This window comes from Thermostichus sp. OS-CIW-32, from assembly GCF_054060415.1.
Genome location: NZ_JBSSDD010000018.1, coordinates 1 through 25,435, shown reverse-complemented (window position 1 = coordinate 25,435; position 25,435 = coordinate 1). Strand labels below are relative to the sequence as shown.

Here is a 25,435-nt window from a genome sequence, read left to right as displayed (position 1 = left end):
AGGTTCTGGGGCGCCGGGGCTGGGTGGCCTTGTGGCGCTTTACTACCCTATCCCCACCCCCACCACCCCGTCAAGATATCCAACCCAAAATTTTTGGCAAGTTTTTGGCGAGAATAGCAGGGAAAAGAAGAAATAAAACTGTTTGAATATTGACATTCTGACTGCAGAGTTAATAAGATGGTTGCGAGGGTCAGGTTTCGGAGAAACTGTGATGCTGACTTTGCGCAAGCGGGAAGAGAGGGGTCATGTCAAGCTCAGTTGGCTTGATACTTACCACTCATTTTCTTTTGGAGAGTACTACGACCCTCGCTACATGGGCTTCCGGGCTTTGCGGGTGATTAACGATGACCGAATCAGCCCGAGTGCTGGCTTTCCGACCCATGGGCACCGGGACATGGAGATCGTTACCTATGTTTTGGAAGGGATCCTTGAGCATAAAGACAGCTTGGGCACGGGATCTGTGATTCGTCCTGGTGAAATTCAACGGATGACGGCAGGCACAGGGATCTGGCACAGCGAGTACAACCACTCGGCAGATGAGGAGGTTCATCTGCTGCAAATTTGGATTTTGCCGGAGCAGGAAAACCTGCAGCCCAGCTATGAACAAAAAGCGACGGGTTTGACAGAGCATCCCAATGAGTTTTGTTTAGTTGCCTCTCGAGATGGGCGCCAGGGATCCGTGATTGTGCATCAGGATGTGAATCTCTATGCGGGGTTGATTGAGCCGGGACGCACCATTCACCGACACTTGGATGAGAAGCGCTACGGATGGCTGCAGATAGCTCGGGGCGATGTGACCCTGGATGGCTTGTTTTTGCGAGAAGGAGATGGCGTGGCTATTGCTAGGGAAAGCGAGCTCAACCTTTTCAGTGAAGAAGGGGCTGAGGTGCTGCTGTTTGATTTGGCCTGAGGATGACTTTTGGCTGAATTCTGGCTGTTTGCCTTGAGCTTATAGTCGTTTTAGGCTGGGGTGAAGCGACTGAACTGCTGAGAAGAGCCTTCTGGCTCCGTACATTCAACGTTTTAGGCGCGGGTGCAGTGTCCTAGTTGGAATCGAAATGACCATAAGTCTTTTGGGATCTCAACTTTTTCTTCTGCTTTCAAGTACTTTCAGGAGGAGAAGTGGATCCCTTCTTCGAGGTTTTGCTGAGTGAATTGAGAAAGAACTTGCTGCCAAAGGTGGCCAGTCTGGGATCCCTTTCCCTTGACGTGTAGAAGGCGGGCTCCTTCCTGCTGGGGATGGGGCTGTAGGCGCAGCCAGAGGTAGGTCGCAGGCAGATGGCGGAGGTACTGGGGCCACTCAATAGCGGTGATCCCACCTTGGCTCCAAAGTTCTTCTAGCCCTAGGTCTTCTAGGAGTGTGGATTCTTTCCCACCGGCGCGAGCGGCAGAAGAGGTCTCTAGGCGGTAGAGATCGCAATGGAAAAGAGGGATCCGTCCGGTGTGGTATTCCTGCACCAGCACGAAGGTGGGGCTGTCGATGGGTTCAGGGATCCCCAAGCCCTGCCCTAGTCCCTGCACAAAGGTGGTTTTGCCGCTGCCCAGATTACCTTCGAGAAGAATGACCAAGCCGGAAGTGGAGCCGAGGCTGCGGCTGGGAGGGGGAGATTTTTGTTGACCTGAAGGGGCGAGGAAGCCAAGGGCGGCTTGAGCTACGAGGGCCCCTAGTGATTGGGTAGCAGCGGCGGATGGCAGCAGCAGAGGGGAGGCTTGCTGCCAGAGCTCTTCATTCTGTTCGCTGGCCATGGCTTACAACTCCTTTGGGGCGGGGATCCCAGGCGAGGAAGTTGCCTCGTTTGGGTGAACAGAAACGCGTTTGGGAGCTGTCAAGATTGCGGCCAGGCCTGCTCCAATGAGCAACAGGCTCACCCCCTGCGCCACCCGCAGGGATCCCAGCATGAGGCTATCGGTGCGCAGGCCTTCGATCCAGAAGCGCCCCAGGCTGTACCCCACCAGGTAGAGGCCCAAGAGGGTGCCGGGGGGAAGCTGGCGCCGGTAGCTTAAAAAGAGCAGGAGCCCGAAGAGACCAAAGTTCCAGAGGGATTCGTACAAAAAAGTGGGATGGACGCGCGATCCATCAGGCAGCTGCAGTTGTACCCACAGAGGGCTATCCGGAGGCAACACCTTTCCGTAGGCTTCGTTGTTGAAGAAGTTGCCCCAACGTCCGATCCCCTGACCAAGGCTGAGGGAGGGAACAAGGCAATCGGCTAGCAACCAAAAACTCAGCTGGTGCCGCCGGGCGAACAGGTAAAGCGCCGCACTGCCGCCGATCAAGGCACCGTGAATGGCAATGCCCCCCTGCCAGAGGGCCAAGACCTGCCACCAAGGGCCATCTCGATAGCGCTCCCATTCAAAGACCACGTAATACAGACGGGCAAAGGGCAGGGATCCAACCACCAACCACACCAGCAGATCAGGCATGGAACTGGGGGGAAGGCCACGCCGAGCTGCCAGATGGCGAGCCAGGAGCAAGCCCAACACCATTGCCAGGCCGATCAATAAGCCATACCAGCGCAGGCTGAGCGGCCCCCAACTAAACACAAACGGGCCGGGGGATTGTAAGACCAAAGTCATGACCGTGGGGACATTCCTGAGCAGATCCCTTTAGCCCACTCTACCCGCTCTGCAAGGCTATGCAGAAGACCTGCCCTCACCCCCAGCCCCTCTCCCAGAGGGAGAGGGGAGTTAGGAACCGAGGCAAGGTACGAGCTGACTGCAGTTGGAGGGAGAGGGATCCGCTCAGAGCAAGGCGACAATGTTAGAATGCAGGCTCGATTTTCCACCACGACTCCTGGGGGGGATGCGGGTTATGGCCCGGAAAGCCGCTGCTGTGAACACTGCTGATGACTCGGACAAATTGAAGTCAGAAAAACGCAAAGCCCTGGAGCAGGTGTTAAGCCAGATCGAGCGGAATTTCGGCAAAGGGGCAATCATGCGCCTGGGAGATGCCACCCAGATGCGGGTGGAGACCATACCCAGTGGGGCCATCACCCTCGACTTGGCCTTGGGCGGAGGTTACCCAAAAGGGCGGATTATCGAAGTCTTTGGGCCGGAATCTTCTGGGAAAACTTCAATTGCCCTACATGCCATCGCCGAAGTGCAAAAACAAGGGGGAACGGCAGCTTTTGTGGATGCGGAACATGCGCTGGATCCCACTTACGCAGCAGCTTTGGGGGTTGATATTCAAAACCTGTTGATCTCCCAGCCGGACACGGGGGAGGCCGCCCTGGAGATTGTCGATCAGTTGGTGCGCTCGGCAGCTGTGGATATCGTGGTGGTGGACTCGGTAGCAGCGTTGGTGCCCCGGGCTGAGATCGAAGGGGATATGGGAGATGCCCATGTGGGATTGCAGGCGCGCCTGATGAGCCAAGCGCTGCGCAAGATTGCCGGAAATGTCAGCAAAACCGGATCCATCGTTCTTTTCTTAAACCAATTGCGCTCCAAAATTGGCGGCATAGGCTATGGCCCCCAGGAGACCACCACCGGCGGCAATGCCCTTAAGTTTTATGCGTCGGTGCGGCTAGATATTCGCCGCGTTCAAACCCTGAAAAAAGGTGCGGAAGAATACGGGATCCGAGCGCGGGTCAAGGTGGTGAAAAACAAAGTTGCCCCCCCTTTCCGGCGGGCAGAATTTGACATCATTTTCGGCCAAGGGATCTCCAACATCGGCTGCATTATCGATCTGGCCGAGGAGATGGGCATTCTGAAGCGGCGCGGCTCTTGGTACAGCTACAAGGAGGAAAATGTTGCCCAAGGAAGGGACAATCTGGTTGTCTACTTGAAGGAAAACCCAGAGCTCCTAGCGGAGGTGGAAGCGGCTGTGCGGGAGAAACTTTCTGCGGGGGTGACGGTTTCCGCCAGCCGGCCGGCAGCGATGGAGGAGGGAGAGCAGGAAGAGAATGAGGATGCGGTCTTTGTAGAGGAAGAGTTCTGAGGGAGCAGCTAGCTGTTCAGGGAGCGCTTCCTGAGCGAGATCGCCGCTGGCGCAGGGCCTCGTAGAGCAACAACCCCCCCGTCATAGCGACGTTCAGAGATTCGACACCCTCGGCCATCGGGATCCGCACCTGGGCATCGGCCTGTTGGATAGTCGCTTCCCTCAGGCCAGCCCCTTCGTTGCCCAGGAGAAAAAGGGTAGGGCGGGTGAGATCTTGATCCCAGTAGCAGTTTGCTGTGGGGGAGAGGGTAGCAGCCAAGACTTGGATCCCGTGGCAACGGCAGCTCTGGATCCAGGCGGCTAGGTCGGGCACGACTTGGGGCGGACGGCGAAACCACTGGCCGGCAGAGGCCCGCAAGACTTTGGGGTTTTCGGGATCGACGCTGTCTGCGCTTAGCCAAAGGCCGTCGGCTCCTGCGGCGGCCACGACTCGGATTAGGGATCCCAAATTGCCTGGATCTTGCAGCGTTTCCACCACAAGGCCCAAACGTAACTTGGACAGGGGGGGAGAGGAAATCTGCCAACTGACGGCCACGGCCACAGCTCCTTCGGGAGACTCGGTGGTACAGAGCGCTGCCATGACTTCTGAGCTGACGGCCTGCCGCCGTAGACTCTTGGGCAGATTGGCCAGCAATTGTGGGTAACGCTCAGCCCACTCAAGCGTGTAGCAGAGAGCCTGCAGGGGCCAGCCAACTCGCAGGGCTTCTTCGATGAGGTGGGATCCCTCCACCAAAAAGGCGCCCTGTTCCCGCCGGCCTTTGCTGCGGTGCAACTGCCGCAACTTGCGGATCCAGGGGTTTTTCGGACTGGTCAGCAGTAAGGACTCCGTCCCGCTAACGCGATCAGAAACCATGGGGCAACAGTCAGTCTCTTGCTTGGAGATAATCCTTTTCTCCCTCAGGAAAGCTGAGGGTTGATGGCTCGGAGCACCTGGGAAGCACCACGATGGAAGGTTTATTTAACCGTATCGACGCAGCCGTTGGATAAAAAATCCATCCCGATCCTGCCGGTGGGGCCAGATGAGCAGGGGATCCCCTTCAGCAGCCCAATTGGGGTGGCTGTCGAGAAAGGCTTGAATGATCTCCTCGTTTTCGGCAGGGTGCAGCGTGCAGGTAGCGTACACCAACACCCCGCCCGGCTTAAGCCAACGGGCTGCCACCTGCAGAAGCTGAGCTTGCAGGTGGGCCAATTCAGGGATCCGCTCTGGAGTCTGCCGCCAGCGAGCGTCAGCATGGCGGTGCAAGGTGCCTAGGCCGGAGCAGGGGGCATCCAGCAGTACGCGGTCAGCACTCTGCCAGGGGGGCAAGGGGGCAGGGGGTAAGGACTCCGTCCCGCTGACGCGATCGGCGGCAGCGCTCAGGGATAACAGGTCGATGGCCAGGGGACGGATTGAGCTCAAGCCCAGGCGCTGCCTATTTTCCTCCAGGCGCCGCAGACGGTGGGGGTGGCGATCCAAAGCCCAGATTTCCCCCCGATCCTGCATGTGTTGGGCTATTTGGGTGGTCTTGCCGCCCGGAGCAGCGCAGCAGTCGATCACCCGCTCCCCTGGCTGGGGATCCAGGCAATGCACCACCTGCTGGGCACTGGCATCTTGAACGCTCCACCAACCCTGGGCAAAGCCGGGCAGGGCCGTGATGTCGCCAGCATGATCCTGAAGTCGCAAGGCACCCGGCACCTCGGAGATGGGGAGGGCAGGGATCCCGGCTGCTGCCAAGGCTTGAATGACTTTATTCACATCTGCCCGCAGTGGGTTGACCCGCAAATCCAGGTGGGGTGGCTGATTAAACCAAGCACACAACTGCTCCGTTTCCACCGGCCCCAGGCGCTCCCACCATAGGCTCACCAACCAGTCGGGAAAGCTGTGCCGGATCCCCAAAGCCTGAATTGGGTCGGCTGGCAGAGTGTCCTCGAGGGGCTTGAGGGGATCCTTCTCTGGCTGATCCAACACTTGCCGCTGGTAGGCGCGCAAGATGCCGTTCACCACCCCTGTCAGGGATCCCAGCCCCATCTGGCGGGCCAATTCCACGCTGGTATGGATGGCAGCACTGGCCGGGATCTGATCCAAAAAAGCCAGTTGGTAGAGGCCAAGATGCAGAATCAGTCGCAAATCGGGGGGCTGCTTGTGGGCAGGACGCTGGGCAAAGCAATCGATCAAGGCATCGAGGGTGCGGCGACGGCGGGTAATGCCATACACCAGCTCGCTGACCAGATGCCGGTCGGCGGGGATCAGGCTGCTGTTGGCCAACAAATGCCCCAGAACCAGGTCGGCATAGGCGTTTTGGCGCTCGATTTTCTGCAGAGCCAACAGAGCCAGTTGGCGCGCGTTCATAGTCATCTCAGGATGTTCTCCCATCGCGTCAGCGGTGTGGAGCACTTTAGGGTCTAGAGATCCAGATCTCCGCTGGAGCAAGGCCGCTCCCAGGCGATACTGGAGAAGCCCCTCAAGGGATCCCATCATGCCTTACTCAACTGCTTTTCTGGAGGTGATCCCCGCCATCGACCTTCTCCAGGGCCACGCCGTGCGCCTCTACCAGGGGGATTACGCCCAGGCGGAACAGGTGGCCGATGACCCCATCCAGCAGGCCGAAGCTTGGGCGGCACAGGGTGCTCCTCGCCTGCATGTGGTCGATCTGGACGGAGCCAAAAGCGGGGATCCGATTAACCTGCCTACCATCGAGCGCCTGGTGCGCCAACTGGCCATCCCGATTCAGGTGGGAGGTGGGATCCGATCCCTGGAACGGGCGCGGCAGTTGCTGGAGCTGGGGGTGGATCGGGTGATCGTTGGCACCCTAGCCGTAGAGGATCCCGACACCCTGGAGGCGATGACCCAAGCCTTGCCCGGTCGGGTTTGGGTGGGGATCGACGCTCGGCAGGGGCAAGTGGCCACCCGCGGCTGGCTGAGCACCACTCCCCTGCGGGCCACCGAATTGGTGCAACGGGTGGGGGAACAGGGCGTCGCCGGCATCATCTACACCGACATTGGCCGGGATGGCACCCTGGCCGGGCCCAATTTAGAACAGCTGCGCCAGATCCTAGCCGTCTCTCAAGTGCCTGTAATTGCTTCGGGAGGGATCGGCTCGCTGACCGATTTGCTGGCTTTGTTGAGCTTGCCCCGTTTGACAGGGGCCATTTTGGGCAAGGCCCTCTACTCAGGGGCGATCTCCTTGCAAGAGGCTTTGCAAGCAGTGGGGCCGGGCCGTTGGCAGGATCTGCCGCCGGAAACCGGATCCCAGTGGGCCTAGATGTCCACCTCGACGCCGAGCGGAAAGCAGCCTCAGCAATGCCATACTGGGCAAAATCGACAGGCAACTGCATGCAACCAACACTGGCCATCGGTGAAGGTTTTCCAAGACATTTTTGTTTTTTTGTTTTTCAGGTCATGTCCTTTCCCGCACTTCGCCCTGCTGTTCGAGCTTTACAACCCGAGTTGGTGACCTGGCGCCGCCACATCCACAAGTATCCTGAGCTGGGCTTCCAGGAGAAGCAAACCGCCGCCTACATCAGCCAGCGCCTGAAAAGCTGGGGGATCCCGCACCAGACTGGCATTGCCCACACTGGCATTGTAGCCACCATTACAGGAGAAGAGCCGGGGCCAGTCTTGGCGCTGCGGGCCGACATGGATGCCCTGCCCATTCACGAGGCTAACGAAGTTGATTACTGCTCCGCTGTCCCTAACGTCATGCACGCCTGCGGCCACGACGGCCACACCGCCATTGCTCTAGGCACCGCCAAGCTGCTGCAACAGCACCGCCACCACCTCAGGGGTACCGTCAAGGTCATTTTTCAACCTGCCGAAGAAGGCCCCGGCGGAGCCAAGCCCATGCTGGAGGCGGGGGTTCTGAAAAACCCGGATGTGGAAGCCATCCTCGGCCTACACCTGTGGAATAATCGCCCTCTGGGCACTATTGGCGTGAAAAGTGGCCCCTCGATGGCCTTTGCCGACCGCTTTCAGATTCAGGTGATCGGGCGAGGCGGACATGCTGCCCTTCCCCAACAAACAGTGGATGCCATTGTGGTGGGATCCCACATTGTCAATGCTTTGCAGACCATTGTCTCCCGCAATGTGGATCCGCTGCAGCCGGCGGTGGTGACGGTAGGCCGTTTCCGGGCCGGCGATGCCTTCAACGTTATCGCCCCAAGCGCAGAAATTTGGGGTACTGTGCGCAGTTTTCACCCTGAAGTGCGGGATTTGATCTCAAAACGTATGGAAGAAATCGTTGCCGGCATTTGCCAAGCCTACGGAGCCACCTACGAGTTTCAGTACGAACGGGGCTACCCAGCGGTTTGCAACGATCCTGCTATGGTAGCGCTGGTGGAACAAGCTGCCCGCCAGGTGTTTGGCCCAGAGGCGAGGATCATCCCAGAGATGACCATGGGCGGAGAGGATGTCTCGTTTTTCCTGAATGAGGTGCCTGGCTGCTACTTTTTCCTGGGATCCGCCAACCCCGAAAGGGGCCTGAACTACCCTCACCACCACCCCCGCTTCGACTTCGATGAGGCTGCCCTTGGCATTGGGGTAGAGCTGTTCCTGCGCTGCATTGAGAACTACACCGGGCAAGCCTTGAGTTAGCGGGAAACCTCGGCTAGGGCCTGAGCAAGTCAGCGGATCCGCTGCCGGGAAGCAGCAAGGGCTTCATAGGTTCTGGGGTGGGACGGGTAGGGGCAGGATCCCCGTCGGTGGGAATGTAGAGGGGCGTTGGGTTGGGATCCCCACCGAAGGCCAGCACAAGGGCTTCCAGCAGGGCCTGTCGCTGTTGCCGGTTCAGGGATTGTACAACGGCTTTGTCTTGGGCGTAGGGGTTGACCGTGAGGCGGTCGGCACCGGGATACCGTTGGGCGATGATTGGCTCATTGGCATCAAAATAGTCCGCCAGCGTCAGTTGCCAGTCAAAGCGGTCGGTCGGGGAGCGACCGGCCACCTGCAGATGGTAAACCATCATCCGCCGCACCAAGGTATCTTCCTCAGGCGTAGGGCCGCCGTCATTGGGGTTAATGGGGGTGTAGACGTTTTCCAGCGGCAGATCCGGCAATGCCTCGTACACCCGCCGCGCCGCTTCGGGGATCAGCCGCAACTGAGCATAGGCAGGCCCGGATCCCAGCAGAACCGCAACGGCAATGCCCAGCAAACCTGGCAAAAGGGCTTGTTTCCTCATCCTGCTCGCCCCAAAACTTGTTTCTGTGAAATGAATTGTATTGCAATCAAGCAGTGGTTTCGGATTGTAGATTTGGCAGATTCAGCGATTGAGATCAGGCCACAGTTGGAGTTTTGGGCCATTGCTAATCAATGCTGAGTCCATCCACCACCTGAGGTTGAGGACGCGGTTTGAGAGGGGCCGACTGGGCCAAGCGATCCCGTTGGTGGTGCTCTTGGGAATGCCTTTGCCAGAGGCCGAGAATATCCAACGTTTCGCCGCCATGCTGCGTATAACGCTTCCGCACTTTACATAACACGGGGGTATTGACGCACACCCCGGAGATGATCACCTGACCTTTGCTCAAGGCGGGCAATTCCTGTAACAGATCCCGTCCGGCAGCCTCGACACTGTGGCGCAAATTTTCCTGATCGGCAGGGTTGACAATTCGCATCAAAAATTGGCTCATGCATTGAGACAGAATATCCGAGTCCAACTTGCCAGGGCGTTGCGTGATCAGCCCTACTCCCAGTCCAAACTTGCGTCCTTCGCTGAGAATGGTGCGCAGCACCTGTTTGCAACGGGAAGGCTCGTGGGCAGGGGCAAACCGATGGGCCTCTTCCAGCAGAATAAAGACGGGATAGGGCAAGTAATTTTCGTCCCCTGCCTGGATCTTGCCTTTGTGGGTATTGATGCGAGCATAGTTGGCCTGGCGCAAGATGGCAGCGGCGATCACCTGCTGTTCTTCCTGGCTGATCTCGTGCATTTGTAGAATGGTCACCTGCCCCGGCTCAAACAAGTCTTTGGGGGCCAGATGTTCTACATTGCTGAAATAAGGAGAACGGTCGATCTGTTCTAATTTCCACTCCAAAGCGGCGGCTGAGGATCCTTGGGATCCATCCTCTGCGGAATCAGCCTCGTTTACGGCATCGATTAAATCCTGAATCGTCCAGCGGAGTGGGTTAAATTGAGTTGTTCTGCGGAAGGCTTTTTCCAGAAAAGATTTTTGCCGATCGCTGGTTTCCGGCAGCAGGGTCAGAATATCAAAGAAGTTAAGAGAAGATACACGAATCTTAATTTCCTGCGGTGAAAGAACCTTGACTTTGGGTCGGTATCCATCTTCCCCAAAAAACTTGGGGTGGGACTGCATTTCTGCCAGCGTGTGGTATTCCCCGTGGGGATCGAAAATGAGGACGGCAGCTCGGTTTTTGGGCAAAAGCAGCTCTTCAATCAAAACCCCTGCTGTATAAGATTTGCCGGATCCTGTCCCCGCCAAAATGGCCAGATGGGTGCTGACCATTTCCTTGACGTCCAGTACTACGGGCACTGCTCCCTCATCGCGCAACAACAGGCTGCCTAAGTGAGCACCCCCAATGGCTGTTTCATCTCGTTTGTTCAAAATTGATTTCAGCAGACGATTGGAGGCCAGAAAAACCTTGGCACCGGGATCCGGAGCGCGGCGGGGGTTAATAAAGCCCATCTTCTGATTGAAATAGCCGATGACCTCGACGGTAACCGCATAGATTTCCGGATTGGGATGGGTGAAGCCCACCAGAGCCACAATGGTGCTGGGGTCGATTTCGGTATCGGCAAAGATGCGATCGGGAATGTGATCGAGGAGTTGAACCTGGCTAATTTTGCCCAAGATTTGCAGGGTTTGCGATTGGGGATCCTGGACTTCGTAATAGACGAAATCGCCCACCTTTACCGCTTGGGTATTGGAAGTGATGAAAACATATTGGTTAGAGGTTTCTCCAGGCCCTTTGACAGTGCCAATTACCTCTGGAGAGTCCTCAGTTGGAGAGAGGTTGGCTTCTGGGTAGTGGCCATTGACGGTGATTTTTTGGGGCATCAGCGCATCGCTCCTACAGTCATTTTCCAGGCCAGTTCTTTGCTTAAGATTTGCAGGGCTCGCCGTTGAGCTGGATCGGCAAACATCGGCGTAATGTCGTTCAAGACTTGGTAGATCAAATGATTGGCAAAGTTGCCGCCGCTACTCAGCAGCAAACCATAGTAGGAAAATTGGGTTTGACCTTGGGGATCCTGGTGAAAGCGCAGGATCTCTTCCCGGCTCATGCGAAAAACCGGCGTGTTTACAGGCACCACCACGCGTGGGATCCCTTGCCGGCCACAGCGGCGCTCTTCATCCAAGGCCCCGATTAAGACCACCGAGAGTAGCGTGCGCACCTCATTCTGCAGATCGGGGGAAAAATAGGGATCCGGCTGGCTGGAAAGGCGCGGCCCAGAATTGAGGAACATCGGATTCAGGAGTTGGGTATTGTAAACCAGACCTACAGCCCAGTGTCGCCGGTCGCTTTCTAGCTTGACAAAGCTGCCGAAGCCATAGTCATCAGGAGTCGGCGGATTTTTGACTTCTAAAGCATCGTCCACCTGCACCACATAATCACAGTGATTGTTGGAGCGAACCACCTTTCCCAATCTCATCGGACTCGTCTCCGTTGTAGTTTACTCACCGTTTTCCGAGATAGCCTCAGGTTCAGCTTCTCGCGAGCGGCCCAATCTTGCATGAGGCGTAAGAAAAGGTTGCGATCCTCATTGCGAATAACGGCTATTTGATCGGCTGTCTCCAGCACATAAGGATAACCTCGCCCAATCACCACCTCACAGCGAACCAGATCCACCAACCAGTCCAACAGTCCTGCCTCATAAACCCAAACGGGTATTTCCAAGCGGGCCGGAAAGTTGTCATTGGTGCGCAGGTAAACAAACCCCACTCGCTCCCGCATTTCTTGGTAGGAGTTGAGGATCCCATCTTGGGGGTTGAGGCTGCCGCCGCGGGCACAGATGAAAAAAGGTGTGCGATCCCCCCACTCCAACCAGGGGCTGAGCAGTTGCGCATCGTGAAGCTGTGGAGCTTCGGGTAGGTCAAAACAATGCTTGAGCAACGTCACCAGATCGGAAGTGTAGGTGGTGTCTATGTAAGCCACGATAGGGATCCGGCTTTGCTCGCTGGCCCGCAAAAGCTGGAGCAAACACTGCACATAGAAATCTTGGCTTTCTGGCTCGAAGACTTCGGCAAAAGTAGCCACCAGCGCCCCATCCAAAAAGGCCAATTTTCGGGATCCCGGTTGAGATTTTTGAATGTATTCTACAAGTCTCTCGATTTCCATTTGAAAGCGGCGCATGTTAACCATTCGCTCTTTCGGTTCGCCGCTGCTGTCGGATCCCAGGTCTCTTGGGGTTAATACATCCACTTGGATGTCTTTTTCGTACAAGCCTGCTGCGCAGTGATAATTTTCATACCAGCCGATTTGCACCAGCGCCACCGGTATTGACAGATCTTTGCTGGGATAAATCTGGGATCCATCCACGGCAAAGGTGGGAATATTTTCAATGACCGATTTCGCCCACTCACGGCTTTCTTCGTAATTGGCCCATTCCTGCTCAAAAGGGATCTTCCAATTGGAGTAGCGATCCCACTCTGCAGTAGGTAAAGCGCCTGGGAAAGGGAATGGAGCTATTTTTTCGGCAATCTCTAGGCTTGACCACTGGCACAAGCTTTCCATGGCCTGCTTATAGTATTCTCTGCGCTCCGATAGCCGTTGATCAAAAGTGGCAAAGGCTTCCCGCTTTTGCTGCAAGACCGCCAGGATCCGGTCGGCTCTAAACACCATAGGCGGGATCCCTCCCTACCGACTTGGATCCGGAGTGCCTTTCCACCCGAATAACATTTTCTGTCATTTGCTCAAAGGTATCGTCGTGGCTGATGACAAACAGCTGCTCAAAAGATCGCAGGTTGGTAATAGCCTCTGCCAGCCGCTGTCGCCGTTGGGCATCCATATTGGTGGTGGGCTCATCGAAAAAGGCAATATTTAGTTGTCCCAACACCTTGAGTAAAGCCAAGCGCACTGCCAAGGCCGCCGACATTTGCTCTCCCCCGGAAAGGCTGGCAAACCGTCGTTTGGGGCTGCCGGCTTCTTGAACGCGGATCTCATAATCGGCTTCCCAGGTCAGGGTGACGTTGGGACGGTTGAGAATTTCTCGGAAGAGGTGATCGGCAGTATGGTTGATCTGCTGCAGGTAGTATTGGGTAATTTGAGGGCCGGCTTTTCTATAGGTATCTCGGCTAAACTTGATAAAGCGGTGCAGGCGTTCTCTCTCAGTTTTTTCGGCCTCGACTTGCTTTAAGCTTGCCTTGGTCTGTTCCAATTGCCGCAACTTTTCCTCAATTTTGCTCAGTTGAGGAGCTAGGCTCTCCAGGCGGGCCTGGGCTTCGGCTTTTTGAATTTCAGTGGCCTGCAAAAGGGATCGAAGGCGCTCATGCTCCTGCGGTCGATACAGAGCAGCCAAGGGATCCCGTGCTGCGCGAAGTTGGGAGAGTTGAGCTTGCAGTTGCTGCCGCTGGGCGTTTAGCTCGGCCAGTTCCTGTTCCCGTTGGGGAAGCAATTGGGCAATGGGTTCTGCCTGCAGATAGCGCTCGTGATCTAAACGGTATCGTTCCCGTTCTTCTTGCAGGGATCCCAGCTCTCGATCCAGATGCTCCGTTTGGCATAGGGCCTCCTCGATAGGGTTGAGTGCGGCCTGTAAATCCTGAAGCTGCTGCAGGCAGTCGGCCTGCATTTGTAAATACTGCTTTTCCTGTTTTAGCTCTGCTTTGAGCCGTTCGGCTTGACTTCTGGGATCCCCCAGAGATTTTAAGGTTTTGGCGGCTTTTTCAATTTGGGCTTGCAGGTCATCTTTGGATCCCTCTGTTTGTTCCCAGCGGTCGATCTGGGCTTGTTTTTCTTGCTTGGCTTTCTGGATTTGATCTAGGGCCAACTGGGCCGCTTGGAGTTCATCTTGCCGTCGGGGCAAACTTTGGGCAAGAGGCTGCATGCGGATAAAGGTCTCGTAGTTGTTGCGGTGCCGGCCTTGTTCTTCCCGCAAAGCTGCAATTCTTTCATCCAGATCTGAAAGCGGTTGCAGCTGCTCTTCTAGGGCTTGTATCTGCTGTTGGAGTTGCTGAACATGGGCCGCTATTTGTTGATATTCTTGCTCAACCCTAGACTTGCGGCTGAGATCTCTTTCCAAGCGCTGGATTTGCCCTCTGGGATCCCCCAGTTCTTGCAGCGCCTGGCCAATTTCCTGTTGTTGCCGAAGGAAGGTGGGCTCAGCCTCAAGATCCCAGTGAAGATCATCAATTCTGCTTTGTCGTTCGGCTTGCAACTGCAGCAGTTGCTGAATTTGGGCTTGTAAATCGGGTATTTGTGCGGTTAGGCCGAGCAAGGGTTGCAAAGTCCTGAGTTGTTTTTGGATGTTGGACAACTGCTGACGAAGTTGGGGCTCGGAAGTTTGGGGAGCCAGATCCTGCAAAATCTGATGGATGGACTGGAGCAACTGTTGGCTGAGTGCTGAAGATCGAGTGAGTACCTCTGGGATCCGCTGCCACAGAGATTGAAGTTGGGGATAGTTGTGTCGCTGCGCTTCCAATTCGTCCAGAAGTTGCCGGATGCTGTGATGGTGTTGAGCCAATTGATCCGAGCCCTGCTCAAAAAGGGCTTGTAGCTCCTGTTGAAATTGACGAGCTGCGGCAATGCGGCTGAGCTGAGTTTGCAATCGCTCCTGTTGAGTTTCGAGCGCAGGAATGGCGGCTACCCGCTCCAAATCCGCCTGCCGTTGTCTCAGTTGGAGCTGCAGTTGTTGCAATTGGACTTGGCCTTGTTCCTGCTCCGTTTCCCGTTGTTTGAGTTCAAGGCGCAGAGCCTGAAAGGAAGCCAACTTCTCGCCAAGTTGGGAGTGGCGCTGCTCCAGGGAGGCCTGCCGTTCACACAGGGGTTGCAGCTCAAGTTTTTCCGCCTCCATTTTTTGGAAGATCTGGAGTTGTTGCTGATATTCGGATCCCTGCAGCTCCAATCGATGCAGTTGATGTTGCAAAGTTTCCCGTTGAGCCAGTAAAGTTTGTCGGGTTCGCCGCAGCGCTTCCTGCTCTGCAATGAGGGTTTCCAACTGCAAATAACGGTTGTAGGTCAATTGATGCTGCCGACATATGGCCTGGGCCTGTTCAGCTTCTTGCACTCGGCTTTGTAGCAGTTGACAGCGCTCGGCGTGGGCTGTCCATTCTGCCTGGATCTGTTCCCATTCGCGGTGCAGGTGTAGCAACGTGTTGAGCTGTTGAGTCCAATAGGTCTGCTGACGCTCTAGCTCCTCTTGGGCCTGAATTTGCGGGGTTAGCTCCTCTAGCTCCTGCTTCCAGCGCTGCTGTTGGCTTAACTTTTCTTGAAGTCTTGCCAATTGGTTTTCGATATGCTGCTTTTGCGAGAGCAAAGCATCCCGCTGTTTCAGCCACTCCAAGCGTTGCTGTTGCTGTTTTTCCAGCTCCCGCAAGCGAGCTTCTGTGGCCAAAAAATGCTGAGATCCCTCCCAGTATTGCTGTTGCTGCGCTTGAGCTTGCCTGGCCTCTGCCCATAACTTTTCTGCCTGCTCAAGAGATACCTGAAGCAGGGATCCCTTTTGCTCCAGTTGGGCAATCTGGTGATCTAAAGTTTGGATTTGCTCAAGCCATTTCTCCAGTCGCTCGATCTCAAGCTTAACCTGATCCAGAGTGTGGATCGATTGACTCAAGCGCTCTTGCCAATAACTCAGTTCTTGTTGGATTTTCTGCCGCTCCGCTTGCAGCGGATCCCACTCCTGTAGCTGTTGGCGGAGCAATTCAATTTGATGATGAATGGCCTGAATCTGCGCCTCGCTGTATTTCTCGACCGCCAACAGGTCTTTGGCTACCTGCTGGTACTCTTCCACCTTTAAGATGCGATCGAAAACTTCTTTGCGATCTCGACCGGTTTTGAGAAAGTCGGCTGTGAACGTCCCTTGGGGCACCCCAATCGTTGTGGCAAAGAGCCGCGCCAGGTCGGTGCCGGCAGGTACGCCCAGATGTTGCCTCAGCCACGGCAGCACATCGGATTTGCGCTCATACTCTAGGCGCTGCTTCAGCTGGGGATCAAAGAGACGATATCCCTGCGTTACGCTGCGGCGAACATCGTAGGTGCGCTGATCCCATTGGGAGATAAATTGCACAGTCACCACTGCGTCGTTGGCCCCGGAGCGAATGATTTCTTCTTGGCTGTAGGGGCAGTAGTCGAACAAAACCCAGGCAATGGCTTCCAAAATGCTGGTCTTGCCCGCTCCGTTTTCTCCGCAAATGGCGTTAATACCTGGCTCAAACGTGAAGACGGCATCCTCATGAGATTTGAAGTTTTGTAAAGCGAGAGAGAGGATCCGCATAATCAGTCTTCTGCTCCCCAAAAAGCTCCCCTTAGGTGAGCATACACTTCAGATTCTCCTTGCCCATCCAAAACCTTTTCTTTAAGATCCAGAAGCAGCCGCGCTAGCTCTTCACTGCGTTTGCGGTAGTGGGCATGGCTGCTCAGCAGATCCCTGTAGATTTTCTCTTCGATTTGTAGCCTCTGCCCCTCTTCTTCCAAGGAAAGGGCAGCCGACCCGAGCTCTAAAGTATTGGCCTCAAAACGAAACAGAACCAGCAAGGCGCCGGTAAGCTGCTGAATTTGACACTGTAGGGCGCGGCTATCCAGCTCATGCTTGGCGAACCCCACCTGTCCCACCAGCCGCAACTCCACCATCGGCTCCATCTCACTTTCCTGAAAACGGGATCCCTTAGCCAAGGCAATGGCTGCTGCGGCAATCTGTTCGGGGGTTTCTCTGCCCTTGGCCTCCAGATAGAGCCGGCGGCGGGGCCGCTGATGGTAATCCTGCACCAACTCCGCTTGGGGTGGGCCATCTCCCCAGCGGACGCGATAGGCCCCCCGTTGGAAGTCCCATTCGGCAGTGCTGTTGGCCTCCAGGGATCCCGGGTTGAAGATCCACCCCCCCTCGGAATAGCTTTTGTGAATGTGTCCCAAGGCCAGGTAGCCCACTCCCGCCTCCCGCAAGGGCAACAGATCCCGGTAGCGCAAAGCGCCTTGGTAACGGGCAATTTGGCCTTCTAGACCGTGGTGGAACATCAACACCACCCGTTCTGGGCCGGGGGGCAACCGTCGAATGGCCGCCGCCAACTGCTCAATCGACCTGGGAGCTGCCGATCCGTACCACTGGGATCCAATCACCCGCACCCCACAGGGCAGGTCTAGGTAGCCCCCCCGCCCACCCGCCCAGGGACGCAGCTCCAGTCCTTCTTCCCCTTCCTCAGGCTCCAGCAGGATCAACTCCCCGTGATCGGCTAAGTACCTCAGCCAACTGGTTTTCACGCCATAGGGGCGATTGTCGTGGTTGCCCTCAATGGCCAACACCGGGATCCCGGCCTGTTGCAGCTCCCGCAAGACGATCTGGGCTTGGTTGAGAACGCCGGGCTGAATCTGCCGATGCTCGAACAGATCCCCGGCGATGAGCACAAAGTCCACCGGATCCTGAATGGCATAGCGCCGGACAACATCCCGAAATGCCAAAAAGAAATCCTTGCTCCGCTCCGGGCTGTCGTAGCGGTCATAGCCCAGATGCACATCGGCCAGGTGTAAAAATGTGCAGGTTGAGCAGGCCATCCCCAGAGCACCTCGGCAAATTGTCCACAGTTTAGCAAACCCATCTTGTTCCCTACCCAAGATATAGGGATCCCTTCCTCTCAATCATCGGGTTCGCCCCGGCTATCTCCACTAGGGGTAGGTGCCGGCTGAGGATCTGAGCTGAGGATCTGAAATGGGCAGCTGCCCTGCCATCCAGAACGGCGAGAGTTCCCTAAGTGGAATTGATCAAATCCGCAATATTGTGCTTCATCTTGTTGCAAATGTTATCGAGGGGCAGATCATTGGGATCCCGGCCAAAGGGATTTTCAATTTCGATGCCGATCTCTTCAACGCCAAACAACATAAAGCTCAGCCATCCCACAATGGGGCCGGTCATCCAACCCAAGCCCTCCACCATTTGAAACGGTAAAGACAAACAGTAAAGCAACAGCAACTGCTTCAAGTGCAGGGCATAAGCCATGGGCATTGGGGTCATGAGAATGCGCTCACAGGCCCCCAGCGCATCCACCATGCTGTTGAGCCGCTCCACCATGATCGTGAGCTGGTAGACCTCAACGCGGCCCTTTTGGTATTGGCGCTGCAGATAATCTCCAATCCAAAAGGCAATCTGCAAAGGGGGATGGTTGAGGCTTTGGAGACGTTGCAACTGCTCCGGGCTGAGGAGGGGCTGAATCTCATCCAGCAAAGGTTCCTGGCGCAAGTGCTGTTTCATGGCCATGGCAAAGGCGGGCAACAGATATAGAGTTTGGATCTTCTCTTCCCGGTCGCCGGGTTGCTTTTCTTCAATGGCTACCCAAATCAGGCGGGCCAAATTGCGCACGTCATTCACCACGGATCCCCAAGCTTTCCGCCCCTCCCAGAACCGTTCGTAGGCGGTGTTTGTCCGAAACACCAGCATCAAACCCAAAACGATGTTGGGCACAAACGCCACCAACGACGACAGCGCCAGGGGCAGCCCCAGCTTATACAGAATCGAAACCAGCACCCCGGCCAAGCCGCAGATAAAGGCGCGGGGCAGCACTGCCGGCACAACTGATCCTTGCAACTGCAGGGCCAGGCGAAACCAACGCAGCCCCTCTCCTGCAAGATACTTGCGAAGAACCATAGTGCAGCGTCGGCAAGCTTGCTCTCTGATCCTACAGCCACTCCTACAGCCACGGCCTGCCGCCCTAGAGGGGATCCCTTGCCCGACCATCCTGAAAAGCGACGAGGGTAGCCTGTTAGAGATTTTTCAGTTCGAGATTCTGTAAACGTCAAGAGATGCCCAGGCAAACTTCACGAACAACTTCCAAAACCCCAAGTTACTGTGGTAGACTCTCCGCCAGGCAACGAATTCAACGCCGTTCTGCGATACCTCGACATGGCTGGAGTCCTCAAGCTCGACATTCAGGAATCGGCTGAAGAGCTTAAATCCCTACTAAGCAAGCAGTCTACACCAACCGGCAAGGAGCGGGTTCAAGCTCTCTACCTGCTCAAGATTGGGAAAGTCAAGACGATGACAGGCTTGGCTGAAATTCTGGGGCGGGACATCTCAACGATTTTTCGATGGTTTCAACGCTACAAGGCCAAGGGGCTAGAGGGCATGTTGACGGTGCCCCGCAACCAAGGGCGCAAACCCCTCATCCCCAAGCCGGTTTTGGAAATCCTCAAGCAGGAGCTGCATCAGCCTGGCCGATTCCGTACCTACAGCGACATTCGCGAATGGCTGCGGGAAACGCACGGTGTGGATGCCTCCTATAAGGTCGTTCACGAAACGGTTCGCTACCGTCTCAAGGTGCGCTTGCGGGGATCCCGGAGTAAGCGGCGCAAGAGCGGGGGACAAACTCCCCAGCCATCCCCCCATCTCTCTTGATCAGGGCTGGGCAGCAGGGATCCAAAAACTGCTCTGCAGCAGAGGCGGGCCTGTGGGGGATTCGCTTCCTCCTGCCGGTTCGAGGGTGATGAGGAGGCGGGTCGGCTGCTCAGAATGGAGGGGTTGACTGAGCCATTGCAGGGATCCTTCCGCGTTGACGGCAAAGGTGCCGGCGCTTTCCAGCAGTCGTCCCCCTCCCTGGACATCCGACTCCAGCCACAGTTGATAGGTGCTCCCTGGGGGGGCAGGGGCCATCTCCGAGGCCAAGAGCAGCACCTGCTTGGCATGGGGCGACCAGAGGGCTTGCACCAACAGGGGAGTGCTGAAGCTGGGATCCCGCAGCAGGGTTCGCTGCACTTGCGGTTGTCGTTGCCACTCTTGGTAGAGCCGTTGAACTGCCACCGACTCTCCCTCGATGGGGGATCCCCACTGCCAGCGCAGCCGCCAGTAGGCCGCTGTTATGGCTACCGCGTAGATCCCCAGCACTGCCAGGCTGCCCCAGAGAAGACGTTGCGGCCACAGGGGAGCCGAAGTTTGAATGGAGAGGGGGACAGGCAGCCAAGCCCAACGCCGCAGCCGTTCCCTGGCTTGAAAGGCCGTCAACTCGTAGAGCCACAGGGCCACCGAGCGATCCCGCTGCAGGTCAAAGGCATCGGCGTGTTTCCAGCAAAACTCAAACACCTGCCGCACCACCTCTTCTGCCTGGTGAGGTTGCTTGAGAATGGCCAAGGCAATATCCAGCAGGCGCTTCCGATAGCGATCCTTGAGCAAGAAGTGGCTGCGGCGATCCCGCAGTTGGATCTGGCGCATCAACTCGAAATCGGTCAGCTCAGCCATACCACCTCTGGGGCATCCGATGGGCCCATCCAGGCTGATCCTGGCTCAGCCGGTAGCGCCGGGCCGGGAAACTTTCCAGAACTATACACTAGCCCTGGATCTGGCTCCCTTGCGAGCTGACTTCACCTCTCATCCAAAGCTGGCTTGGATCCCCCCTCTCAACAGTTCCGGCAGCAGGCCCCTTGCAGGAGTTGGGATCCCACCCCTCTCCGCGACCCTCAGGCGGCATCCTTCTCCACCACCTTCTCCACCTTTTCCGTGCCGGCAGGCTCGTCATCGCTGCTGGGGTTGTTCATCTCTTGTTTGAAACTCCGCAACGCTTTGCCAAAGGCGCTGCCCAACTCCGGTAGCTTCTTGGGGCCAAACACGACCACCGCGATCACCCCAATCACGGCCAGCTCTGGCAGGCCCATGCCGAAGATGCTCACGGCCAGGATAGGTTCGCTCGGCAGCAGAATAGTCATAAGTCCCCAAAACCTGAAAAGTAGAACAGACGGATCAACCCAGCTTGCAAGGGATCCATCCGTCCCACTCTAACAAGTTCTTCTCCCATGCAGAAAGGGTGTGGAAAGGGATCCCCTTCTGATACATTCACGCTGAACTCTCCTGAACATGGTTCAGGAAAGAAGCGATCGCATCCTGCCTATCTCTGTTCGCGTCAGCGGGACGGAGTCCCAACAGGAAGGCGGTATCCCGCAAAGCCCTGAGGAATACCCCCCGAGCGCTTTCCCCCTTCACTTCCCGGCAACCGTTGCGGTGGACTCAAGGATCAGGGGGAAACTTGGTCTACTATATCCCTCTCAATGACTTTTGCCAAACCGCCTAAAGCTCAGTAAATTCAGCAAAGTTCAGGGTTTTGGGGGTTAGAGGCATGCTCCCATCCTGCCCCCGGCCTACTCAAGACATAGGATGGTGCTATCCCTTGCCCGATGTTTTTGTTCAGAACAAGCCATGCCTGTCTCCTACGATATTGTGGTCATTGGCGCCGGTGCGGCGGGTCTGGTGGTGGCCAGCGCTGCGGCCCAACTGAAGGCCAAGGTGCTGCTGGTGGAAGGCAGCGACCGCTTGGGCGGCGATTGCCTCTGGTATGGCTGTGTGCCCAGCAAAGCCCTTCTTCACGTGGCCCATACCGTCCATCGGATTCGCCAGGCCATGGCTGCCGGTTGGGTAACTCTCCCTGGCCCAGCAGGGATCTCGGTGGATTACCTCAAGGTGTACGAACACATTCGCTCTGCCCAGAGCTACATCGCCAACCACGCCGATTCGCCGGATCGCTTCCGCCAACTGGGGGTGGAACTGGTGTTTGCCAAGGGCCACTTTGTGGATGGGCGCACCTTTGAGGTGGCAGGACGGCAGGTACAGGCGCGGGCTTTTGTCATCGCCACCGGATCCCGTCCTTGGGTTCCCCCCTTGCCGGGCTTGGCCGAGGCGGGCTATCTGACCAACGAATCGATCTTTGACTTGACCCGCTTGCCCAAATCGGTGGCGGTGATAGGGGCGGGGCCGGTAGGCTGCGAGTTGAGCCAAGCTCTGGCCCGTCTGGGATCCGAGGTGACCCTCATTGCCAGCCGCGAGCGCATCTTGCCCAAGGAGGATCCCGAAGCCGCCCAGGTGGTGCAGCAACAGTTGACCCAAGATGGGATCCGCATCCTCACCCGGGTACGCGCCACAGCAGTCGGCCAAGAGCAAGGGGCAAAGCTGCTTTACCTAAGGGCCAATTCCGGGGCAGGCTCCGCCGCTGCAGGTGATCAAGTGATCCGTGCAGAAGAGATTTTGGTGGCCGCCGGTCGGATCCCGAACGTGGAAGGGCTGGGTCTAGAAGCCGCCGGCGTGCAGTACACCCCCCAAGGGATCCAGGTGAATGCCAAGCTGCAAACCCGCAATCCCCGCATCTACGCCTGTGGGGATGTCATCGGCGGGCCGCAATTTACCCATGTGGCGGCCTACGAAGGGGCAGTGGCCCTGGTCAATGCCCTGTTTTTCCCCCTCAGCCAAGCGCGTTATCGTGTCATTCCTTGGGCCATCTTCACCGAGCCGGAGCTGGCCCGTGTGGGCCTCACCGAAAGCGAAGCCCGGCAGCAATACGGCAAGGATGTGGTGGTGCTCAAACAGGAGTTTGCCGATGTGGATCGGGCCCAGGCAGAAGCCGCCCCCCTGGGCTTTGCCAAATTGATCTGTCGACGCAACGGCCAGATTTTGGGGGCGCACCTGGTGGGATCCCAGGCGGGAGAGCTGATTCATGAAGTGGTTTTGGCCATGAGCCGGCGGCTGCCCGTCTCTGCCCTGACCGGGATCCACATCTACCCCACCCGCTCGGAGGTGAACGCCAAGGCGGCCCTGCAGCACCGCAGGCAACAATTGGCCACCAACCCCCGCCTGCAGAACTTCTTGCAGGGATTCTTTGCCTGGAGGCGGGCCTGGAGCTGACAGCGCAAACTGGGGGTCAGCCACCGCTAGACTAGAATGGTCATTTACTGAGGGTTCCCGATGGGCTTTCTCCTGTCTGCCGAACAAGTGGGTCAGTTTGTTTCCAACCAATGGCAGGATCCCTATGCCGTTTTGGGCCCCCAGCAGATAGAAGAGGCCGGGAAATCCTTTGGGTTGGTGCGCGCCCTTGTGCCCAATGCTCGGCAGGTTTGGCTGGTGGAACGCGCCACTGGACAGGCTTACCCGATGCAGCCGCTGCACCCGGAAACGCTATTCGAGCTGCGCTTTGAGCCGGGAACCCCTCTGCCGGACTATTTTTTGCGGGCCCAACGGGTCTGGGATCCCCAAGGGGAACACTTGGAAGAATGGGAGGATCCCTACCGCTTTCCCCTGGAGAAGGTCAACCACATTGGCGAGCTGGATCGCTACTTGTTCAACGAGGGGAATCACCACCGCATTTACGACAAGCTGGGCGCCCATCCCATCACGGTGGATGGGGTGAAGGGGGTGCATTTCGCCGTCTGGGCTCCCAACGCCCGCAACGTCAGCGTTATCGGCGATTTTAACCACTGGGACGGGCGTCAACACCAGATGAAGCGGCTGGGCGAAAGCGGCATCTGGGCGGTGTTCATCCCCGGCATAGGGCCAGGCGCCATCTACAAGTACGAGGTGAAAACTTCCTGGGGGGATATCTACGAAAAGTCGGATCCCTATGGCTTTCAACAGGAGGTGCGCCCCAAAACCGGCTCCATCGTAGCCGACCTCAACACCTACACCTGGCACGACCAAGCCTGGCTGGAAAAACGCGCCGCCACCGATCCCCTGCGCTCGCCGATTTCGGTTTATGAGGTGCATCTGGGATCCTGGATGCACGCCTCGGCTGAAGATCCACCTGCCGAAGGGCAAAGTGTGCTGGTGGATCAAAAGCCCAACACTCGCTTCCTCACCTACCGCGAGCTGGCGGACAAATTGATCCCCTATGTGAAGGAGCTGGGCTTTACCCACATCGAGCTGTTGCCGGTGGCAGAACACCCCTTCGATGGCTCTTGGGGCTATCAGGTGATCGGCTACTATGCCGTAACATCCCGCTATGGATCCCCGCAAGACTTTATGTATTTTGTCGATCGGGCTCACCAAGCCGGGATCGGCGTGATTGTCGATTGGGTGCCTGGGCATTTCCCCAAAGATGGGCATGGGCTGGCTTTTTTCGACGGTACTCACCTGTACGAATACGCCGACCCTCGCAAAGGTGAGCACAAAGGCTGGGGCACTTTGGTTTTTAATTATGGCCGCAACGAGGTGCGCAATTATCTGGTGGCCAATGCCCTTTTTTGGTTCGAGAAATACCACATCGATGGGATCCGGGTGGACGCGGTGGCCTCGATGCTTTATCTGGATTATGACCGCAAAGAGTGGATCCCCAACCCCTACGGCGGGCGGGAACACCTCGAAGCCATCGACTTTTTCCGGCAGCTCAATACCCTCATTTTCAAATACAACCCCGGTGCACTTTCCATTGCCGAAGAATCTACTGCTTGGCCGATGGTAACTTGGCCAACCCATGTGGGTGGGCTGGGCTTCAACTTGAAGTGGAACATGGGTTGGATGCACGACATGTTGGATTATTTCCACATGGATCCCTGGTTCCGCCAGTTCCATCCCCATTTGGTTACCTTCAGCCTCATGTATGCCTTCAGCGAAAATTACATGCTGGCCTTTTCTCATGATGAGGTGGTGCATGGCAAGAGCCACATGTTGGGCAAAATGCCGGGGGATCATTGGCATAAGTTCGCCAGTCTGCGGGCTTTGTATGGCTACATGTTCACCCACCCTGGCAAGAAAACCTTGTTCATGAGCATGGAGTTTGGCCAGTGGAATGAGTGGAACGTTTGGGCAGATCTGGACTGGGGGCTGCTGCAGTATGAACCCCACGCCAAGTTGCGCCACTACGTGGCCAGCCTGAATCACCTGTTGCGCTCTGAGCCTGCCCTGTATACCCAAGACACCAAGCCAGAAGGGTTCCGCTGGATTGACTGCAGCGACCATCGCGGCATTGTTTCCTTCATCCGCTATGGGGAGGATCCCAGGGAGTGGGTGGTGGTGGTTTGTAACTTCACGCCGGTGGTCTGGCCCCATTACCGCATCGGAGTGCCGGAGCGAGGCTTTTATCGAGAGCTGCTCAACAGCGATGCTGTGGAGTTTTGGGGCAGCGGGGTGGGCAATTTGGGGGGCAAGTGGACAGACGACTGGGCCTACCACAACTTGCCCTACTCCCTCGAGCTCTGCCTGCCGCAACTTTCTACCTTGGTGCTGAAATGGCAGCCGCCGCAGCCGGTCGAGTCCCAGAATTGACACCCTGCTGGCTTCCTTCCGCCGCACTGGGAGGACGGGTCTGGAGACTTCGTTTTTTGGCCATTTGTAGTCCTTTCAAGCTGGATTGAGACAATCCCCAAGCGCTCCATACCGCTTCCGAGATCACCCCCAGTCCTCTTCCCAGAGGGAGAGGGGAGTTGGGAAGCAATGGGATGGAAATGTTTCATTTCGTTTCATTCTTATTTAAAATGACTGTGGGCGTGGGTGCAGTGTTCTAGTTTGAATCGAAATGACCATAAGGCAGACATAACTGAGTGCTACGGGCAGGTTTTTTCTGAGAGGATTTCAGCAATGGCCGCAGCCACCCGCTCTTGTTGACAGGTGGTCAACTCAGGAAAACACGGCAAAGACAACACCTGAGCCGCACATAGCTCGGCATTGGGCAGATCCCCCCGCCTGTAGCCCA

At 56.8% G+C, this 25,435-nt stretch carries 21 protein-coding genes; 7 read left to right on the top strand and 14 right to left on the bottom strand.

Annotated elements, in window-relative coordinates; translation table 11 throughout:
* The first annotated feature begins 211 nt into the window (after positions 1 to 211).
* Positions 212 to 910: a pirin family protein gene (locus tag ACVWY8_RS13205; protein WP_457395535.1), complete on the top strand. Its 699-nt coding sequence runs from the start codon at positions 212 to 214 to the stop codon at positions 908 to 910.
* 200 nt (positions 911 to 1,110) lie between these two features.
* Here ACVWY8_RS13205 and tsaE read toward each other — a convergent pair whose 3' ends face one another.
* Positions 1,111 to 1,746 (bottom strand): tRNA (adenosine(37)-N6)-threonylcarbamoyltransferase complex ATPase subunit type 1 TsaE, encoded by a 636-nt coding sequence (gene tsaE, locus ACVWY8_RS13200; protein ID WP_414341851.1) that lies wholly within the window; start codon positions 1,744 to 1,746, stop codon positions 1,111 to 1,113.
* A gap of 3 nt (positions 1,747 to 1,749) precedes the next feature.
* On the bottom strand, positions 1,750 to 2,574 hold the full coding sequence (gene lgt, locus ACVWY8_RS13195; protein WP_457395532.1) for a prolipoprotein diacylglyceryl transferase: 825 nt from the start codon (positions 2,572 to 2,574) through the stop codon (positions 1,750 to 1,752).
* A 235-nt stretch (positions 2,575 to 2,809) separates the two neighbouring features.
* Here lgt and recA point away from each other — a divergent pair, with 235 nt between their 5' ends.
* Positions 2,810 to 3,934, top strand: a complete 1,125-nt coding sequence (recA, locus tag ACVWY8_RS13190; protein WP_414331989.1) for a recombinase RecA — start codon at positions 2,810 to 2,812, stop codon at positions 3,932 to 3,934.
* Between the two features lie 16 nt (positions 3,935 to 3,950).
* Here the strand turns inward: recA and ACVWY8_RS13185 are convergent, their stop codons facing one another.
* Together ACVWY8_RS13185 and ACVWY8_RS13180 are read right to left on the bottom strand one after the other, a co-directional pair.
* Positions 3,951 to 4,787, bottom strand: a complete 837-nt coding sequence (locus tag ACVWY8_RS13185) for a TrmH family RNA methyltransferase (RefSeq protein ID WP_457395529.1) — start codon at positions 4,785 to 4,787, stop codon at positions 3,951 to 3,953.
* A 105-nt stretch (positions 4,788 to 4,892) separates the two neighbouring features.
* On the bottom strand, positions 4,893 to 6,263 hold the full coding sequence (locus ACVWY8_RS13180) for a 16S rRNA (cytosine(967)-C(5))-methyltransferase (protein WP_457395543.1): 1,371 nt from the start codon (positions 6,261 to 6,263) through the stop codon (positions 4,893 to 4,895).
* Positions 6,264 to 6,411: 148 nt separating this feature from the next.
* Between ACVWY8_RS13180 and hisA the strand changes: the two genes are divergently transcribed.
* Both hisA and ACVWY8_RS13170 read left to right on the top strand, forming a co-directional pair.
* Positions 6,412 to 7,176 (top strand): 1-(5-phosphoribosyl)-5-[(5-phosphoribosylamino)methylideneamino]imidazole-4-carboxamide isomerase, encoded by a 765-nt coding sequence (gene hisA / locus ACVWY8_RS13175; protein WP_457395541.1) that lies wholly within the window; start codon positions 6,412 to 6,414, stop codon positions 7,174 to 7,176.
* A 137-nt stretch (positions 7,177 to 7,313) separates the two neighbouring features.
* A complete protein-coding gene (locus ACVWY8_RS13170; protein ID WP_457395526.1) occupies positions 7,314 to 8,504 on the top strand; it encodes a M20 metallopeptidase family protein in 1,191 nt (396 codons plus the stop codon).
* Between the two features lie 13 nt (positions 8,505 to 8,517).
* Here the strand turns inward: ACVWY8_RS13170 and ACVWY8_RS13165 are convergent, their stop codons facing one another.
* The 7 genes from ACVWY8_RS13165 to ACVWY8_RS13135 all read right to left on the bottom strand — a co-directional run bounded on the left by ACVWY8_RS13165 (position 8,518) and on the right by ACVWY8_RS13135 (position 18,645).
* Complete coding sequence (locus ACVWY8_RS13165; protein ID WP_414329892.1) at positions 8,518 to 9,087, bottom strand: hypothetical protein; 570 nt, start codon at positions 9,085 to 9,087, stop codon at positions 8,518 to 8,520.
* Positions 9,088 to 9,211: 124 nt separating this feature from the next.
* Positions 9,212 to 10,918, bottom strand: coding sequence for an ATP-binding protein (locus tag ACVWY8_RS13160; protein ID WP_457395524.1), 1,707 nt, complete (start codon positions 10,916 to 10,918; stop codon positions 9,212 to 9,214).
* Positions 10,918 to 11,511, bottom strand: a complete 594-nt coding sequence (locus tag ACVWY8_RS13155; RefSeq protein ID WP_414341843.1) for a hypothetical protein — start codon at positions 11,509 to 11,511, stop codon at positions 10,918 to 10,920. Before ACVWY8_RS13155 ends, ACVWY8_RS13160 begins: the two co-directional genes overlap by 1 nt.
* The gene (locus tag ACVWY8_RS13150; protein ID WP_457395521.1) at positions 11,508 to 12,701 is read right to left on the bottom strand and encodes a DNA double-strand break repair nuclease NurA; all 1,194 of its coding nucleotides are present in this window, start codon (positions 12,699 to 12,701) and stop codon (positions 11,508 to 11,510) included. Before ACVWY8_RS13150 ends, ACVWY8_RS13155 begins: the two co-directional genes overlap by 4 nt.
* A complete protein-coding gene (locus ACVWY8_RS13145; protein WP_457395519.1) occupies positions 12,691 to 16,287 on the bottom strand; it encodes an AAA family ATPase in 3,597 nt (1,198 codons plus the stop codon). Before ACVWY8_RS13145 ends, ACVWY8_RS13150 begins: the two co-directional genes overlap by 11 nt.
* A 2-nt stretch (positions 16,288 to 16,289) precedes the next feature.
* The gene (locus ACVWY8_RS13140; protein ID WP_457395516.1) at positions 16,290 to 17,558 is read right to left on the bottom strand and encodes a metallophosphoesterase family protein; all 1,269 of its coding nucleotides are present in this window, start codon (positions 17,556 to 17,558) and stop codon (positions 16,290 to 16,292) included.
* 193 nt (positions 17,559 to 17,751) lie between these two features.
* Positions 17,752 to 18,645, bottom strand: coding sequence for a bestrophin family protein (locus ACVWY8_RS13135; protein ID WP_011433560.1), 894 nt, complete (start codon positions 18,643 to 18,645; stop codon positions 17,752 to 17,754).
* Between the two features lie 255 nt (positions 18,646 to 18,900).
* Between ACVWY8_RS13135 and ACVWY8_RS13130 the strand changes: the two genes are divergently transcribed.
* Complete coding sequence (locus ACVWY8_RS13130) at positions 18,901 to 19,392, top strand: helix-turn-helix domain-containing protein (RefSeq protein ID WP_457397181.1); 492 nt, start codon at positions 18,901 to 18,903, stop codon at positions 19,390 to 19,392.
* Here ACVWY8_RS13130 and ACVWY8_RS13125 read toward each other — a convergent pair whose 3' ends face one another.
* Positions 19,393 to 20,229, bottom strand: a complete 837-nt coding sequence (locus ACVWY8_RS13125; protein WP_457395510.1) for an anti-sigma factor domain-containing protein — start codon at positions 20,227 to 20,229, stop codon at positions 19,393 to 19,395. It abuts the gene before it with no gap.
* A 218-nt stretch (positions 20,230 to 20,447) separates the two neighbouring features.
* Entirely contained in the window at positions 20,448 to 20,693 is a 246-nt protein-coding gene (gene tatA / locus ACVWY8_RS13120) for a twin-arginine translocase TatA/TatE family subunit (RefSeq protein WP_011433563.1), read from the bottom strand.
* A 487-nt stretch (positions 20,694 to 21,180) separates the two neighbouring features.
* Here tatA and ACVWY8_RS13115 point away from each other — a divergent pair, with 487 nt between their 5' ends.
* Positions 21,181 to 22,656 carry a dihydrolipoyl dehydrogenase family protein gene (locus ACVWY8_RS13115; RefSeq protein WP_457395507.1) on the top strand — a complete coding sequence of 492 codons (1,476 nt, stop codon included), beginning with the start codon at positions 21,181 to 21,183 and terminating at the stop codon, positions 22,654 to 22,656.
* A gap of 60 nt (positions 22,657 to 22,716) precedes the next feature.
* Entirely contained in the window at positions 22,717 to 25,008 is a 2,292-nt protein-coding gene (gene glgB, locus ACVWY8_RS13110; protein WP_457395504.1) for a 1,4-alpha-glucan branching protein GlgB, read from the top strand.
* A 278-nt stretch (positions 25,009 to 25,286) separates the two neighbouring features.
* On the opposite strand, the gene ACVWY8_RS13105 is transcribed toward glgB, so the two are convergent.
* Positions 25,287 to 25,435 (bottom strand): DegT/DnrJ/EryC1/StrS family aminotransferase (locus ACVWY8_RS13105; protein ID WP_457395538.1); only part of this gene is annotated, 149 nt, incomplete at its 5' end.